Annotated in this window: 14 protein-coding genes; 4 read left to right on the top strand and 10 right to left on the bottom strand. The window is 71.6% G+C overall.

Features of this window, described 5'->3' with window-relative positions; all coding sequences use genetic code 11:
• Nucleotides 1–86: 86 nt before the first annotated feature.
• Together E1200_RS20960 and E1200_RS20955 are read right to left on the bottom strand one after the other, a co-directional pair.
• Nucleotides 87–1,046 (bottom strand): LLM class F420-dependent oxidoreductase, encoded by a 960-nt coding sequence (locus E1200_RS20960; protein WP_131953755.1) that lies wholly within the window; start codon nucleotides 1,044–1,046, stop codon nucleotides 87–89.
• Nucleotides 1,047–1,056: 10 nt separating this feature from the next.
• Nucleotides 1,057–1,824 carry an SDR family oxidoreductase gene (locus E1200_RS20955; protein ID WP_131953754.1) on the bottom strand — a complete coding sequence of 256 codons (768 nt, stop codon included), beginning with the start codon at nucleotides 1,822–1,824 and terminating at the stop codon, nucleotides 1,057–1,059.
• A 189-nt stretch (nucleotides 1,825–2,013) separates the two neighbouring features.
• Between E1200_RS20955 and E1200_RS20950 the strand changes: the two genes are divergently transcribed.
• Entirely contained in the window at nucleotides 2,014–2,463 is a 450-nt protein-coding gene (locus E1200_RS20950) for an OB-fold domain-containing protein (protein ID WP_131953753.1), read from the top strand.
• Nucleotides 2,460–3,647 (top strand): lipid-transfer protein, encoded by a 1,188-nt coding sequence (locus E1200_RS20945; protein WP_131953752.1) that lies wholly within the window; start codon nucleotides 2,460–2,462, stop codon nucleotides 3,645–3,647. Before E1200_RS20950 ends, E1200_RS20945 begins: the two co-directional genes overlap by 4 nt.
• A 108-nt stretch (nucleotides 3,648–3,755) precedes the next feature.
• Here the strand turns inward: E1200_RS20945 and E1200_RS34435 are convergent, their stop codons facing one another.
• The 7 genes from E1200_RS34435 to E1200_RS20910 form a co-directional block, all read right to left on the bottom strand.
• Nucleotides 3,756–5,348, bottom strand: coding sequence for a serine/threonine-protein kinase (locus tag E1200_RS34435; RefSeq protein WP_207933465.1), 1,593 nt, complete (start codon nucleotides 5,346–5,348; stop codon nucleotides 3,756–3,758).
• A gap of 312 nt (nucleotides 5,349–5,660) precedes the next feature.
• Entirely contained in the window at nucleotides 5,661–6,131 is a 471-nt protein-coding gene (locus E1200_RS20935) for a MarR family transcriptional regulator (protein WP_207933464.1), read from the bottom strand.
• 222 nt (nucleotides 6,132–6,353) lie between these two features.
• Nucleotides 6,354–7,928 (bottom strand): acyl-CoA synthetase, encoded by a 1,575-nt coding sequence (locus tag E1200_RS20930; protein WP_131953751.1) that lies wholly within the window; start codon nucleotides 7,926–7,928, stop codon nucleotides 6,354–6,356.
• 51 nt (nucleotides 7,929–7,979) lie between these two features.
• On the bottom strand, nucleotides 7,980–9,137 hold the full coding sequence (locus E1200_RS20925) for a thiolase domain-containing protein (protein WP_131953750.1): 1,158 nt from the start codon (nucleotides 9,135–9,137) through the stop codon (nucleotides 7,980–7,982).
• Nucleotides 9,130–10,179: a thiolase domain-containing protein gene (locus tag E1200_RS20920; RefSeq protein WP_131953749.1), complete on the bottom strand. Its 1,050-nt coding sequence runs from the start codon at nucleotides 10,177–10,179 to the stop codon at nucleotides 9,130–9,132. The genes E1200_RS20925 and E1200_RS20920 overlap by 8 nt, the downstream gene beginning before the upstream one ends.
• Nucleotides 10,179–11,111, bottom strand: a complete 933-nt coding sequence (locus E1200_RS20915; RefSeq protein WP_131953748.1) for an OB-fold nucleic acid binding domain-containing protein — start codon at nucleotides 11,109–11,111, stop codon at nucleotides 10,179–10,181. Before E1200_RS20915 ends, E1200_RS20920 begins: the two co-directional genes overlap by 1 nt.
• Nucleotides 11,101–12,660 carry an acyl-CoA synthetase gene (locus E1200_RS20910; protein WP_131953747.1) on the bottom strand — a complete coding sequence of 520 codons (1,560 nt, stop codon included), beginning with the start codon at nucleotides 12,658–12,660 and terminating at the stop codon, nucleotides 11,101–11,103. The genes E1200_RS20915 and E1200_RS20910 overlap by 11 nt, the downstream gene beginning before the upstream one ends.
• A gap of 153 nt (nucleotides 12,661–12,813) precedes the next feature.
• Between E1200_RS20910 and E1200_RS20905 the strand changes: the two genes are divergently transcribed.
• Together E1200_RS20905 and E1200_RS20900 are read left to right on the top strand one after the other, a co-directional pair.
• Nucleotides 12,814–13,626 (top strand): crotonase/enoyl-CoA hydratase family protein, encoded by an 813-nt coding sequence (locus tag E1200_RS20905; protein ID WP_131953746.1) that lies wholly within the window; start codon nucleotides 12,814–12,816, stop codon nucleotides 13,624–13,626.
• 89 nt (nucleotides 13,627–13,715) lie between these two features.
• On the top strand, nucleotides 13,716–14,159 hold the full coding sequence (locus E1200_RS20900; RefSeq protein WP_131953745.1) for a hypothetical protein: 444 nt from the start codon (nucleotides 13,716–13,718) through the stop codon (nucleotides 14,157–14,159).
• Between the two features lie 188 nt (nucleotides 14,160–14,347).
• On the opposite strand, the gene E1200_RS20895 is transcribed toward E1200_RS20900, so the two are convergent.
• Nucleotides 14,348–15,460, bottom strand: a complete 1,113-nt coding sequence (locus tag E1200_RS20895) for a nitronate monooxygenase (RefSeq protein ID WP_131953744.1) — start codon at nucleotides 15,458–15,460, stop codon at nucleotides 14,348–14,350.
• Nucleotides 15,461–15,643 lie beyond the last annotated feature (183 nt).

Below are 15,643 nucleotides of genomic sequence, written 5' to 3'. Positions count from 1 at the left end.
CCCTCCCCGATCCCCACCGCCGTAAACATCGGGACGTGACCGCGCGATCTCGCTCGGCGAGCAACGACGGAGGCGCCCGCGGGGCGTCAGCCGGCGTTCGGGGCGAGCGCCCGCACCGCCTCCTGCGGGGAGAGCCCGCCGCCCGGGACGACCGCCAGCACCGGCGTGGTGAGGCCGCTGTCGACGTACTCGCGGACGCGGGCGCGGCACTGCTCCGGCGTGCCGTGCACGATCAGGTCGTCCACGACCTCGTCGGGGATGACCTCCAGCGCCTTCTTGCGGTCGCCGGCCGCCCACGCCTCGTTCATCGGGCGCAGCGCCTCGCCGCGGCCGAGCCACTCGTGGAACGCCCGGTAGACGGGCACCGTCATGTACGCGGCGATCATCCAGCGGCCGATCGCGCGGGCCTCCGCGGCGTCGCCGGTCGGGCAGACGAACAGCCGCGCGATCAGCTCGGGGTCGTCGCCGATCTCGCCGCGGACCGTCCGGACGTCCTTCGGCGCGAGCCAGTTGGTGATCGCGCCGTCGGCCTCGCGGGCGGCGAGCCGCAGCATGCCGGGACGAAGCGCCGCCAGCACGATCGGCGGCGGCTCCGCGGGCGCGTTGTCCAGCTTGAAGCCCTGGACGGTGAAGGTCTCGTACTCCTCCTTGACCTTCTCCCCGGCGAGGGCCTTGCGGAGGAAGCGCAGCGTGTCGCGGGTGCGCTTGTAGGGCTCCTCGAACGGGATGCCGTTCCAGCGCTGCACGATCGTGTCGGACGAGGTGCCGATGCCGAGCACGAACCGGCCGGGCGCGAGGCCGGCGAGCGTCGCGGCCTGCTGCGCCAGCAGCGCGGGCCCGCGCGTGTAGACCGGCACGATCGCCGGGCCGAGGCGCAGCTCGGGGGCCCACTGCGAGGCGAGCGCGAGCGGCGTGAACGCGTCGGTGCCGTTGGTCTCGGCGGACCAGGCGTCGGTGTAGCCGAGGCCCGGGAGCTCCTCGACGATCTCGCGCTGCTCGCCGAGCGCGAGCCCGGTCATCGGAATGGTCAGTCCCCAGCGTGACATGTCGTCCTCCTCAGGCGAGCGATGCGCGGATGGTGGCGCCGCCGTCGATGACGACGGTCTGCCCGGTCATCCAGGCCGACATGTCGCCGGCCAGGAACACCGCCGCGTTCGCGATGTCCTCGGGCTCGCCGAGCCGGCCGAGCGGCGTGTGCTTGCTGATCTCGGCCTCGTGGGGCTCCCACAGGGCGCGGGCGAGGTGCGTCTTCACCAGGCCCGGCGCGATGCAGTTGACCCGGACCTTCGGCGCCAGCTCCATCGCGAACTGGCGGCTCAGGTGGATGACGGCGGCCTTGGTGGCGTTGTAGTAGCCGATGCCGTGCTCGGTGATCATCCCGCCGACGGACGCGATGTTGACGACCGCGCCGCCGCGCTCGGCCAGCGACGCCTTCAGCGCGAGCTGGGTCCACTGGACGACCGCGAACTGGTTGACCTCGACGGTCTTGGCCGCGGCGGCGGGCTCGATGTCGGCCATCGGGCCGTAGTAGGGGTTGGTCCCGGCGTTGTTGACCAGGACGTCCAGGCCGCCGAACTCGGCGACGGCGGCGTCCACGCACGCGGCGGCCTCCTCGGCGCGGCCGACGTGCGCGGCCTTGGCGAGCACGCGCGCGCCCGGGTGCGCGGCGGTGATCTCCTTGGCGACCTCGTCCAGCGCCTCCTGCTTGCGCGAGGAGATCACCACGTTGGCGCCCTCGGCGGCGAAGGCGGTGGCGATCGCCTTCCCGATCCCGCGGGAGGCCCCGGTGACCAGGGCCGTCTTCCCCTCGAGTCCCGTCCGCATCCGCACTCTCCCTACTTTTTCGCACCCTTTGGGCAGCCTGAGCAGAATCCGACTCGGCTCACTGTACAACAAGTGACTGACGAGTCAGTTACCTGGTGCCGGGACGCCCGTCCCGCTCACCGGACGGGCCCCTTTCTAACGATCGTTTGCTTGTTACGCTGCGCCGGTACCGGATCAGGGAGGAGCCGCGTGACCACGACCAAGGAACGCCGTCCGGCCGTCGAAGGGTGGTTCGCCACCGAGGACGGCGGCGCGCGGCTGCTCGGCACCCGCTGCGCGTCCTGCGGAACGCCGTACTTCCCGCGCAACGAGCTCGCCTGCCGCAACCCCGGCTGCACGGGCCCGAAGGACGGCTCCGAGCTGGAGCCCTACACGTTCTCCGCCCGCGGCCGCGTCTGGTCCTACGCCGACTCCCGCTACCAGCCGCCGCCCCCGTACGTCTCCCCCGACCCGTTCGTGCCGTACACCGTCGCGGCCGTCGAGCTGGAGGCCGAGCGGATGGTCGTCCTCGGCCAGGTCGCCCCCGGCCACACCGTCGACGACCTCGCCGTCGGCATGGAGGTCGAGCTGACGGAGGGCGTCCTCTACGAGGACGACGAAGCCGAATACACCGTCTGGATGTGGAGGCCCGTCCGATGAGCGACATCGCCGTGCTGGGCGCCGGGATGCACCCGTGGGGCAAGTGGGGGCGGAACTTCGTCGAGTACGGGCTGGCGGCCGCGCGGGCGGCGCTGGCCGACGCCGGGATCGCCTGGACGGACGTGCAGTACGTGGCGGGCGCCGACACCATCCGCAACGGGTACCCGGGGTTCATCGCCGGGGCGACGTTCGCGCAGGCGCTCGGCTGGTCGGGTGCGCGGGTGTCGAGCTCGTACGCCGCATGCGCGTCCGGCGCGCAGGCCATCGACAACGCGCGGGCGCGGATCCTCGCGGGGCTGTGCGACGTGGCGCTGGTCGTGGGCGCCGACGCCGCGCCGAAGGGCTTCTTCAAGCCGGTCGGCGGCGACCGCCCCGACGACCCGGACTGGCTGCGCTTCCGGCTGCTCGGCGCGACGAACCCGATCTACTTCGCGCTGTACGCGCGCCGCCGCATGGCGGTGCACGGCGCGACGCTCGACGACTTCGCCGCGGTCAAGGTGAAGAACGCGCGGCACGGGCTGGCGAACCCGAACGCCCGGTACCGCAAGGAGGTGACCTTGGAGGACGTCCGCGAGTCCGCCGTGGTCGCCGACCCGCTGCGGCTCCTGGACATCTGCGCCACCAGCGACGGCGGCGCGGCGCTGGTGCTGACGTCGATGGACTTCGCGCGGCGGCACGGCATCGCCGATCCGGTGCGCATCCCGGGGCTGTCCACGGTGACGCCGACGTTCCCCAAGACCGTCCTGGACCTGCCCGACTTCGCGACCGACTCGGCGATGACGGCGGCCGAGCCGGAGCGGCCCTTCCGGTCCGCGATCGCGCACGCCGCCTACGAGGAGGCGGGGATCGGCCCGGAGGACCTGTCGCTGGCCGAGGTGTACGACCTGTCCACGGCCCTGGAACTCGACTGGTACGAGGACATCGGCCTGTGCGAGCCGGGCGGCGCGGAAGAACTGCTCCGGTCCGGCGCGACGGCGCTGGGCGGCCGGGTACCGGTCAACCCGAGCGGCGGCCTGGCGTCCTTCGGCGAGGCGATCCCGGCCCAGGCGATCGCACAGGTGTGCGAACTGACCTGGCAACTACGCGGCCAGGCGGAGGGCCGCCAGGTGGAGAACGCAAGAGCGGGCATAGCGGTGAACCAGGGCCTGTTCGGCCACGGCTCAGCGGTAATAGCCGTCCGCTGAAGCACCCCCACCCACACCCCCGGTCGAATCGTTGACTTGCGGCGTGTTGCCCTTATGGAGCGCTCCATAAGGGCAACACGCCGCAAGTCAACGGGCCCCGGGCGGGTGTTAGGTGGCGGTGAAGCCGTCGCAGCCTATGTAGTAGGCGTCGCCGTTGTCGTGGACGTGGAGCCAGACGATGGTCCACACGCCCTGCCTTAGTGGCTCGGCTCCCTCGAAGTCGTCCGGGTAGGTGAGATAGACGCCTGGGTCCTCTCGGTACGGGTGGGGCTTGCTGTGGACCCAGCCGGGGCCGGCGCTGCCGTGCGGTCCCGGCGGGCGCACCTGCGCGGCCACGCGGTAGCCGGACGGCGCCCCGTACTTGAAACGCGCGCCGAACTCCACGGTGTCGTCGCCGTGCGGCTGCCGCGGCGCCGAGACCTGGAGCTGGCTGGACAGCGCCTCGTCCTCGGGACGGACCGCGGGCAGGCAGGTGAGGTCGCTCTGGGAGAACTCCATGGCGCGGAAGTCCGCGGTGGGCTGCTTCACCAGGAGACCCTCCGGCGTGCGGCCGTCGGCGCCGGCCGCGCCGGCCGGGGACGTCCCCTCCGGGGCCGCGGTGGCGCCGTTCGCCTCCGCGCCGGTGGCCGGCCCGCCGCTTTGGGTCACGTTCGCGGACGGCCCGCGGTCGTCGTCGGTCAGGACGGAGCGCGCGACGAACGCGCTGCCCAGGACGACGGTGACCACCGCGGCCACCGCCGCTATGACGGCGGCGCGCGACCGCAGCGCGGAGCCGCCGGCCGGCGCGATCGTCCGGGTGCGGTCGGGCGGTGCGAGGCCCGACGCGACGGCGTCCGGAAGGCTGGCGGGGGCCGGGTGCGGGGTCCCCGCGACCCGGAGGTAGGCGGGGTCGCCGGCGAGTCCGGGCGGGGACCCGGCCAGCTCGATGAGCTGGTCCGGCGTGACGCGGGCGGCGGGGTCCTTCGCGGCGCAGCGGCGGACGAGGTCGGCGACCTGTCCGTCGACGCCGTCCAGGTCGATCTCGCCGTCGAGCGTGCGGTGGATGATCGCCTCGATGCGGCCGCCGCCGAACGGCGGGCGGCCCGTGGCGGCGTAGGCGACGGTCCCGGCGAGGGAGAACATGTCCGAGGCCGGGACGGGCTCCTGCTCGCGGACGACCTCCGGCGCGACGTACCCGGGGGTGCCGTTCCACGCGCCGGTCTGGGTGATCTGCGTCTGGCCCTCGCCGCGGGCGATGCCGAAGTCGATCAGCCGGGGGCCGTCCGGGGCGAGGATCACGTTGCCCGGCTTGAGGTCGCGGTGCTGCACGCCCTGCGCGTGGATCTCCCGCAGGCCCCGGGCGAGGTCGGCGAGCAGCCGCAGGCAGGTGTCCGGCGGCAGCGGCCCGTGCCGGGCGACGGCCTGCCGGAGCGTCGGGCCCGGGACGTACTCGGTCGCCAGCCAGTACGGCGGCGCGTCCAGCCCGGCGCCGGCCATCGCGGCGGCGAACCGGCTGCGCACCCGCTCGGCGGTGGCGACCTCGCGGCGGAACCGGGCGAGCGCCTGCGGGCCCTCGAAGTCCTCGCGGATCACCTTGAGCGCGATGTGCCGACCGGTGCCGGTGAGGCCGAGGTACACCTGGCCCATGCCGCCCGCGCCGAGGCGGGCGAGCAGCGGGTACCCGCCGATGTCCGCGGGGTCTTCGGGACGCAGTGGCTCCACGTCAGCGGCCGTCCGATCGTTCGCACATGTCGGGCATGATGCCATCGCGCGGGCCACGGGCGCCGGATCCGGACCGCGATCGGCCGATGTGACCTAAGTCACCGTCCAGAAGTCGTGTGACCTGCGGCGTAGCGGTCAGGTGTCCCTGTGTCTCGCGGATGCGCGCCGTCCGCCTGACGAGACTCCAGGGACGGTCGCACGGCCGGGGGGACCGCGGCGGCCGTTCCTGGACCCGCTCCGATCGGTGCCGGGACGCACGGGGGTCGTCCCGGCGCCGATCGGGGCGACGAGGCGCCGATCGGGGCGACGCGCTCAGGGCAGCTTCCGGGTCTCCGCGATGACCTGCGGCATGCTCGCGTTGTTGCCGCGGAACCAGTCCAGCAGGAAGGCGACCTGCTCGTCGGTGCAGTTCGCGAGCCGCTCGCGGAAGGCGCGGCTCATCGGCTCGAAGTACGCGGTGAACTGGCCGGCGTTCTCCTCGACGAGTTCCACGATCACGCGGCGCCGGTCGTCGGGGTCGCGGGTGCGCCGGACGTAGCCGGCCTTCTCCAGCCGGTCGATCACGGCGGTGATGGCGCCGCCGGTGGTGATGCCCATCAGCCGCGCGAGCCGGCCGGGGGTCTGCGGGCCGTCCATCGCGAGCGCGTTCACGCACTGCGCGTCGGTGACGTTCATGCCCGCCTTGGTCGCGGTGGCGTGGTGCAGGAGCACCGTGAACATGGTGCTCCGCCGCATCGCCTCCTGCAGCTCGGCCGCCATCCGATCGCGCTCCGAGGTCGCCACGCGCCACCCACCCCTTCTCTGCGCCGGAGAGACTCGGAAGGAGTGACTCTCCCCGAAAAGTCTAGGGGGACACCGCCGCGTGTGGCATACCTGACACCTGCGCTGATCAAAGCACGCTTGGAACGCTCCTAGGATTGAGTCGTCCGGGCCGAAAACAGAGGTCCGCTCCTGGCCCCGAATCCCACGAAGGTTCGGGGCCGACCTCTACCCCTGCCCACCGGCTCACCCATCGGCCTCCTGCGCGACCTCCTTCGCCCACCGGTAGTCGGCCTTGCCCGCCGGGGAGCGCTTCATCTCGTCCACGAACGCGTAGACGCGCGGCACTTTGTAGCCCGACAGCGCCTTGCGGCAGTGGGCGTCGAGGTCCTCCGCCGCGGGGCGGTCACCGGCCGCGGGCTCGATGACCGCCGCGACGCGGTTGCCCCAGCGCTCGTCCGGGACGCCCGTGACCACCGCGTCGTACACGCCCGGATGACCCTTGAGGACGGCCTCGACCTCCTCCGGGAACACCTTCTCGCCGCCGGTGTTGATGGCCTGCGAGCCCCGCCCGTAGACGGCGATCGAGCCGTCCTCCTCGACGGTGGCGATGTCGCCGGTGAGCAGCCAGCGCCGGCCGTCCACCATGGGGAACGTCCGCGCCGTCTTCTCCGGGTCGTTGTAGTAGCCCATCGCGATGTGCCCGGTGCGGGCCACCTGGCCGATGACGCCCGAGCCCGGCTTGACCGGCTGGAACGCGTCGTCCAGGACGGTGACGTCCGACACGTCCGGCGCGAACCGCAGGCCCTTCTCCGGCGTCGACCCCGCCACCGCCTCGGCCGTCGAGCCCGACTCGGTCGACCCGAACCGGTCCAGGACCATCGCGTTCGGCAGGAGCTCCTGGATCCGGTCGCGGACGGTCCCGGTGAAGATCGCGCCCGTGGAGACGAAGACGAACAGCGACGACGTGTCGTAGTCGCCGCGCGCCAGCTCCTCCGCCATCGGGATCGCCATGGCGTCACCGGTCACGGTCAGCGAGTTGACCTTCTCCCGCTCGATCGTCCGCCACACGTCCGCCGCGTCGAACTTGCGGGTGTAGACGAGCGTCGCGCCCATGAGCCAGCCGATCCACGTGGCCATCTGCGCCGCGCCGTGCATCAGCGGCGCGATCGGCATCATCACCAGCGGGCCGCCGTTGCGGGCGTTCTCGACGACGTCCTCCGGCTTCGTGGGCACCGGCAGCGACGGGTTCCAGAATCCGAGCAGAAGCTGCTCGGTCGTCCACATCACGCCCTTCGGCATGCCGGTCGTGCCGCCGGTGTAGATGATGTAGAGGTCGTCGCCGGAACGCGCCGGGAAGCCGCGCGTTCCGTCGGCGTCCCGCAACGCCTCCTCGTAGGCCACCGCGCCCGGGATGGACGGCGTGCCGCCCACCGCGAGCAGGTGCTTGATCGCCGGCACCTCCGGGACGGTCGCGGCGACCCGGTCCTCGAACTCGACGTCGTATAGCAGCGCGACGCTGTCGGAGTCGCGGAACACGTAGAGGAGTTCGTTCTCCACGTACCGGTAGTTGACGTTGATGGGCACCGCGCGGATCTTCAGCGTCGCCAGCAGCGCCGCCGCGTACTCGATGCCGTTGTAGAGCTGGATGGCGACGTGCTGGCCGGGCTTGACGCCGGCGTCCGCCAGGTGGTGCGCGAGGCGGTTCGCGTGCTCGTCCATCTCGGCGTAGGTGAGCCTCTGGTCGCCGCACACCAGGGCGACACGCTCCCCTATCGCGTCGGCGATTCCCTCGAACAGATCAGCGTGGTTGTACTCCATCGGACGTCCCTTTCGGGGGTATGGGTCGCGCCCAGGGAATAGGAGGAGAAACTAGGGTTTGTCGCTGCCGACGATCCACATCGCGAAGAACTGCGCGCCGCCGCCGTAGGCGTGGCCGAGGGCGCGCCGCGCGCCGTCCACCTGGTGCTCGCCGGCCATCCCGCGCACCTGCAGCGCCGCCTCGGCGAACCGGATCATCCCGGACGCGCCGATCGGGTTGGACGACAGGACGCCCCCGGACGGGTTCCACGGGATGTCGCCGTCGAAGGCCGTCGCGCCCGCCTCGGTGAGCTTCCAGCCCTCGTTCTCGCCGCAGAACCCGAGGTTCTCCAGCCACATCGGCTCGTACCAGGAGAACGGGACGTACACCTCGGCGCAGTCGAGTTCGCTCCGCGGGTCGGTGATGCCGGCCTGGCGGTAGACGTCGGCCGCCGCGTCCTTGCCGCCCTGCGGGCTCACGCTGTCGCGGCCCGCGAACTGCATCGGCTCCGAGCGCATCGACGTCCCGTGCACCCACGCCGGCGGGTTCGGCGACTTCTTCGCCGCGTCCTCCGAGGCCAGCACCATCGCGCACGCGCCGTCCGACGACGGGCACGTCTCCAGGTACCGGATCGGCTCCCACAGCATCGGCGTCGACTCGACCATCTCCCGCGAGATGCCCGGGATCTTCAGGTGCGCGTACTCGTTGCGCAGCGCGTTCTCCCGGTCCTTGACCGCGACGAGCATCCCGATGTGGTCGGGTGCGCCCGAGCGGGCCATGTAGGCGCGGATGTGCGGCGCGAAGTAGCCGCCCGCCCCGACGACGAGGGACGTGGTGAACGGCCCGTTCACCGTCAGCGCCCACGTCGCGTTCGACTCCGACTGCTTCTCCCACGCGAGCGTGAGGACCCGCTCGTGCACGCCGGACTGGATCAGGTTGGCCGCGACGATCGCCGTGGACCCGCCGACCGACCCGGCCGTGTGCACGCGCATCAGCGGCTTGCCGGTCGCGCCGAGCGCGTCCGCCAGGAACACCTCCGGCATCACCACGCCCTCGAACAGGTCGGGCGCCTTGCCGACCACGACGGCGTCGATGTCCTTCCAGGTCAGCCCGGCGTCGTCCAGGGCGCGGCGGGCCGCCTCGCGGAGCAGGCCCGGCATCGACACGTCCAGCCGCTTGGTCTTGTACTGGGTCTGCCCGACGCCGACGATGGCGCACGCGTTAGCCATTGTTCTCTCCCGACATCACGCAGACGAGGTTCTGCTGGAGGCAGGGGCCGGACGCGGCGTGCCCCAGCGTCCGGGACGCCGTCCCGTCGTGGATGCGGGCCGCCGCCTCGCCGATCCGGATGAGGCCCGCCGCCATCACCGGGTTCGCCGACAGCGCCCCGCCGGACGGGTTGACCGCCACGCCGTCGCCCAGGCCGAGCGCCTCGCGCAGGATCAGCTCCTCGTGGCTGAACTGCGCGTGCAGCTCCGCGACCTCGACCCCGGCCGCGCCGGCCTTCTCCCCCGCGATGCGGGCGGCCTCCGACCGGGTCAGGTCGCGCACGCCGAGCGCGTGCGGCTCGGTGCGGTGGTCGATGCCGGTGATCCACGCGGGCCGCTCGCACAGCTCCCGCGCCTTGTCCCCGGCCGCGAGGACGATCGCCGCGGCGCCGTCGGTGACGGGCGCGACGTCGTAGGGGCGCAGCGGCGCCACGTCGTACTCCTGCTCGGCGGCGGAGTCCTCCGGAGCCGGCAGGTGCAGCGCGAACGGGTTGGCGCGGCCCGACTCCCGCGAGCGCGCCGCGATCGCCCGGAGGTCGTCCTCCTTCACGCCCGCCTTCTCCATGTAGGCGCGGGCCTGCATGGCGGCCATCGACACCTGGTCGACGCCGAGCGGTGCCAGGTAGTACGGGTCGAGCTGCTGGGACATGATCGCGCGGAGGTCGCCCTGGGACGACTTGCCGAACCCGTACACCAGCGCGGTGTCGATCTCGCCGATCTGGAGCTTGACCCACGCCTCGTACAGGGCCCACGCCCCGTCCATCTCGACGTGGCTCTCGGAGATCGGCGGCCACGCGCCCAGCGTGTCGAGCGCGGACACGAACGCGAACGGCGCGCCCTGCAGGTAGTCGCACGACCCCGAGCAGGTGAAGCCGAACCGCGACAGCCCCGTCCGCTCCTTGATCTCGTTGATCACCGGCAGGACCATCTCGGTCTCCGCGAGCCCCTGGTCCTCAGCGCTGTGCTCACTCTGCACGAACGCAACGACTGCGATTTCGCGCATTACATGTAGTCCTTGATCTCTTCGAAGGGCACGTCGGGCTCGTCGATGGGCTCGAACCACTTGATGTTGGACATCGAGTGGGTCCACTCCTCGCGGGGCCGCCACGCCGCCTTCACGCGCATGCCCATCCGGACCTGGTCGGCCGGGATGCCCGCGACCAGCGTCAGCATCGTCAGGCCGGCGCCGTCCAGCAGGACGTAACCGGACACGAACGGCACCTCGGGCGCGCGCGGGTCGGGGATGTTGTTGACCGCGAAGGTGGTGACGGTGCCGGTGTCGGGCAGCTCCACCTCCTCGGTGGTGGGGACGCCGTCGCGCGTGCAGAACCCCTTCATCGGGACGATGACCTTCTCGCACACCGGGCAGCGGTGGCCGATGATCCGGCCCTCGGCGATGCCCTCCAGGAACCGGCCGAGCGCCCGCCCGCCCTTCAGCCGGTACTCCAGCGCCGCCTGCGGGTTGATCATGGTGACCTCGGGCAGGAAGCACTCGATGTCGCCGATCGTCCCGGTCCGCTCCGCGCGGTACTTCGGCCGCACCCGCATCCCGGTCTTCAGGAACTTCGGCGGCTGCGCGCCCTCCTCGAACAGGCCGAGGTCGAGGGCGTGCAGCAGCGCGGTGTCGGCGCCGTCCGGGCGGATCAGCGCCCACGCGAACGGGCGGTCGAACGGGTGCTCCTTCGCCGGGCGCGGCACCCACGACCACGTGGTCACGGTCCCGGCCGGGCCGACCTCGACGAACTCGCCGGTGACGTCCTCGCCGGTCTCGGGGTCGCACTCCGCCGGCGGGACGAGCACCCGGCCGCCCGCGGTGCGGACGCCGACCATCCGGCCGTCGCGCAACTCGCTCAGGAAGCGCCCGATGACCGGGCCGACCGAGCGGGTGTAGCCGCCGGGGAATCCGACGACGTGGTTCGGGGCGTCAGATGGCACTCTCGCGGTCCTTCCAGTACGGGTCCCGCAGCTTGCGCTTGAGCAGCTTGCCGTTGGGCTCGCGCGGCATCGCCTCGATGTAGTCGATCGACTTCGGCCACTTCATCTTGGCCAGCCGCCCCTCCAGCGACGCGAGGATCTCGGCGGTCAGCTCCTCGCCGGGCTCCACGCCCTCGGCGGGCTCCACGACGGCCTTGATCTGCTCGCCCCACTCCTCGTCGGGGATGCCGAACACGGCGACGTCCGCGACCTTGGGGTGCAGGGTGATCTCGTTCTCGATCTCGGCCGGGTAGATGTTCGCCCCGCCCGAGATGATCATGTCGGACTTGCGGTCGGACAGGAACAGGAACCCGTCCTCGGTGAGGTAGCCGATGTCGCCGACGGTGAAGAAGTCCTTGAGACGGTTCTGCTCCGTCTTCTCCTTGTCGCCCTTGTACTCGAACTCGACGCCGGCCATCTTCATGTAGATCGTGCCGTGCGTGCCCGTGGGAACCGGGTTGCCGTCGTCATCGACGATGAGCAGCTCACTGATCGGCCACGCGTTGCCGACCGTGCCGGGGTGGGCGCGCCAGTCGGCCGGGCTGGCGATCGTCCCGCCGCCCTCGGTCGCGGCGTAGTACTCCCAGATGCAGTCGCCCCACCATTCGAGCATCTGCTGCTTGATCGGCACCGGGCACGGCGCCGCCGCGTGGATGGCCCACTTCATGCTCGACACGTCGTAGCGGGAGCGGACGTCCTCGGGCAGGGCCAGCAGCCGCTTGAAGTGCGTCGGCACCATGTGGGTATTGCTGATGCGCTGCTCTTGGATCACCCTAAGGGTGTCTTCGGCGTCCCACTTGTCCATGTACACGACCGTGTGGCCCATGTGCAGGGCGGTGCCGCCGAACTGGGTGACGGCCGTGTGGTAGTTCGGGGAGGTGATCAGGTGGGCCTGGTGCTCGCCCCCCGCGGGGCGCCCCGGCGGGATGCCGAACAGGCTCAGCAGGAACGTCATCAGCTCGGCGCTGTCGTCGGGGTCGATGCCCATCAGCGCCCGCTTGACGCCCTTCGGACGCCCGGTCGTCCCGGACGTGTAGTGCATCGTCGCGCCGTTGGAGCGGTCGTCCGGCAGGGTGTCGGGGTACCCCTCGACCAGCTCGGCGTACGGGCGGAAGCCCGCGACGTCCCCGATCGCGAACCGGCGGTGCGGCTCGATCTCCTCGCCGGCCCGGACGCCCTCGGCGGCGTACCGCTCGTGGACGATGAACGCCTTCGCCTCGGCGTCGGCGACGATGTAGCCGATCTCCGGGCCCGCCAGGTGCCAGTTGATCGGCGTGTAGTACCAGCCGGCCTGCAGCGCGGCCAGGTACAGGACGAGCCCGTCGACGCCGTTCGGGACGAGCCCGCAGATGCCGTCGCCGTTCTTGAGGCCGAGCGCGCGGAGGCCGTGGACGAGCCTGTTGGAGCGGGCGAGCAGGTCGCCCGCGGTGTACTGCGTCCCATCCGGATCAACGGCCGCGACCCACTCGGGATCGGCCTGCGCCAGCCGCCAAAAGCCCAATGACCCCATCGGATCTCCCTACGTGAGCACGGTGAGCGCCGTCACACACGGCACCCCGGCGAGCAAAGTAGATCACGTTCTCGTTTTGCTAATCAACCCCTACCGGCCAGGTGCCTGCTTAACTAGAATCTGTTCTCGTTTGACATCTGAGCTGGAGGAAACATGGCGGAACGGCTGCCGATCAGCACCGAGCACTGCGACGTCGAGCGCGACGGTCCCGTCGTCATCGTCACGATGAACCGGCCCGAGGCGCGCAACGCGCTCAGCTCGTCGATGCTGGTGGGTCTGGCGGACGCCTGGGCCTACATCTCCGAGACCCCCGAGGTCCGTGTCGGCATCCTCACGGGAGCGGACGGGACGTTCTGCGCGGGCGCCGACCTGAAGGCCATGGGGCAGCAGCCCTCCGCCCCCCGCGTCCAGGAGCGCATGGCGCAGATCCCCAACTTCCACTGGAAGGGGCTGCTGCGCGACGGCCGTCCCACCAAGCCGATCATCTGCGCCATCGAGGGGTACGCCGTCGCCGGCGGCACCGAGCTGCTCGTGGGCACCGACCTACGCGTGGTGGCCGAGGGCGCCACGCTCGGGCTGTTCGAGGCGAAGCGCGGGCTGTTCCCCATGGGCGGCTCCGCGATCCGGCTCACCCGCCAGATCGGCTACGCCAACGCGATGGACATCCTGCTCACCGCCCGCGCGGTGACGCCCCCGGAGGCCCTCGCCATGGGCCTGATCAACAAGGTCGTCCCGGACGGGACCGCCCTCGACGCGGCCCGCGAGCTGGCCGGCCAGATCGCCGAGAACGCCCCGCTCGCCGTCCAGGCCATCCTGCGCACGCACCGCGAGACCGAGCACCTGTCCGAGGAGGACGCGCTCAAGATCTCCGACGAGCTCGGCTGGCCCGTCATCGGCTCCGAGGACGCCAAGGAGGGCTCGCGCGCCTTCAAGGAGAAGCGTCCCGCCGTGTACAAGGGCAAGTAACGGTCTGTCCGAAACCCGGTGGCGGGTTTTCGGGTTCTCCTCCGTGGCACTTTGCTCCCGAGCGAAGTCACGGAAGGACTGAGCAGGCCATGGCCCCTCTCATAGGACGCAGGCGGCACCAGACCACCGATGAGACCACCAGCGAGACGCCCCGGCGGCGGTTCCGGCTCCGCGGATCGGAACCGGCCCCGGCCGGCGACGCGGCGGCCGGCCCGGCGAAGACCGTCGTGGTCGAGCGCAAGCCGCGGCGGTGGATGCGCAGCAGGCCGAACCCGATCAGCATGATGATCATGGCCGCCGGCTGGGCGGCCGCGGCGATCCTCGCCCTCGGGATCCTGCTGACGTGGGGCGGCGCCAACCCGGGCAACGTCCTGGTCGACGCGACGCTGGACGCGGGCCGCTGGCTGGCCACGCCGTTCCACGACGTCTTCACCCGCCAGAACCCCGACGAGCAGCTCTACATCAACTGGGCCCTCGCCGGGGTCGTGTACTACGTCCTGGCCCGCGCCCTGTCCTGGATGACGCGCTTCTGACGCGTTCTCCAAGGCGGCTCTGAGGCGGTACGGGGGCGGCACTGACGCTGCTCGGAGGCGACTCTGAGGCGGTACTGACGCGGCTCTGTCGCGCTTCCGGCCGGGCCCCGTCCCGGCCGGGAACCGGCCCGCCGCCGCGCCCTGGGGAAGCGGCGCGGCGGCGGGCTCCGGTGGACGGGCCCCGAGGGTCAGTCCGCCTCGGTGATGGCGTTGAGGCGCTCGATGGCCTCCACGTACTCCTCGATCAGGTCGTAGACCACCTGGGCGGCGGGCTTGACCTGGTTCATCGACCCGACGATCTGGCCGACGGGGAAGGTGACGAGCTCGCCGTCACCGGAGCGCTGGATGCGCGGCAGCGCGTCCGCGATGAGCATGAACTGCAGGGGCATCGGCAGGTAGCCGGGCGACTTCTCGCTCTCCCACGCCTCGGTCCACGCGGACTTGAGGAAGCGGGCGGGCTTGCCCGTCCAGGCGCGCGACCGGACGGTGTCCCGGGACGTCGCGTCCAGCAGCTTCGGCAGAGCGCGCTCGGGGGTGTCGGCCTCGTCCACGGTCAGCCAGATGGAGCCGGTCCACACGCCGTCCGCGCCGAGGGCCATCCCCGCCGCCATCTGCCGGCCGCGCCCGATGCCGCCCGCGGCGAGCACGATCGTGTCCTCGCCGACGGCGTCCACGACCTCGGGGATCAGCACCATCGTGGCGACGTCTCCGGTGTGGCCGCCCGCCTCGGTGCCCTGCGCGACGATGATGTCGACGCCCACGTCGACCTGCTTGCGGGCGTGCCGGGCGTTGGAGGCCAGCCCGGCGACCTTGACGCCGTGCCGGTGGGCCTCCTCCACGATGTCGGCCGGGGGCGGGCCGAGGGCGTTGGCCAGCAGCGCGATCGGATGCCGGAGCGCGACCTCGACCTGCGGCCGGGCGGTCTGGTCCGTCCAGCCGAGCAGCGCCTTGCCCGCGCTCTCGGTGGACGGCTCGACGCCGTGCTCGGCGAGCAGGTCCTCAAGGAACCGGCGGTTCTCCGCGGGGATCATGCCCTGCAGCTTGCCGAGCAGCTCCTCCGCGTCGCCCAGGTCGCCGCCCTCGTACTTGGCGGGCATCACCGTGTCGACCCCGTAGGGTTTGCCGCCGACGTTCTCGTCGATCCACTTGAGCTCCAGCTCAAGTTCCTCGGGGCTGAAATGGAGGGCGCCGAGGACGCCCATGCCGCCGGCGCGGCTCACCGCGGCGACGACGTCGCGGCAGTGACTGAACGCGAAGATCGGGTATTCGATGCCGAATAGTTCGGTGACTCGTGTCCGCACACCCCCGACCCTAAGCGCGCTGCGGCCAAACTGCAACAGGTTCTAGTTACGAGATCCCCCGCACCTCATCCACTTCTCCGTTGACTTGCGGCGTGTCGTTGTTATGGCAGGCCGGATAACAACAACACGCCGCAAGTCAACGGAGAAGTGGATGAGGTGCGGGGGATCTCGTAACTAGAACCT

Source organism: Actinomadura sp. GC306 (assembly GCF_004348665.1).
In the GTDB taxonomy this organism is placed as follows: domain Bacteria; phylum Actinomycetota; class Actinomycetes; order Streptosporangiales; family Streptosporangiaceae; genus Spirillospora.
Note: the sequence above shows the minus strand (reverse complement) of the source record. Positions and strands in the feature narration are given on the sequence as shown.

Coding starts and splice junctions, on each gene's coding strand:
- E1200_RS20925 (WP_131953750.1), bottom strand. CDS start 9,137: ATGGCTAACGCGTGCGCCATCGTCGGCGTCGGGCAGACCCAGTACAAG.
- E1200_RS20900 (WP_131953745.1), top strand. CDS start 13,716: ATGGCCCCTCTCATAGGACGCAGGCGGCACCAGACCACCGATGAGACC.
- E1200_RS20920 (WP_131953749.1), bottom strand. CDS start 10,179: ATGCGCGAAATCGCAGTCGTTGCGTTCGTGCAGAGTGAGCACAGCGCT.
- E1200_RS20960 (WP_131953755.1), bottom strand. CDS start 1,046: ATGTCACGCTGGGGACTGACCATTCCGATGACCGGGCTCGCGCTCGGC.
- E1200_RS20930 (WP_131953751.1), bottom strand. CDS start 7,928: ATGGAGTACAACCACGCTGATCTGTTCGAGGGAATCGCCGACGCGATA.
- E1200_RS20955 (WP_131953754.1), bottom strand. CDS start 1,824: ATGCGGACGGGACTCGAGGGGAAGACGGCCCTGGTCACCGGGGCCTCC.
- E1200_RS20945 (WP_131953752.1), top strand. CDS start 2,460: ATGAGCGACATCGCCGTGCTGGGCGCCGGGATGCACCCGTGGGGCAAG.
- E1200_RS20905 (WP_131953746.1), top strand. CDS start 12,814: ATGGCGGAACGGCTGCCGATCAGCACCGAGCACTGCGACGTCGAGCGC.
- E1200_RS20910 (WP_131953747.1), bottom strand. CDS start 12,660: ATGGGGTCATTGGGCTTTTGGCGGCTGGCGCAGGCCGATCCCGAGTGG.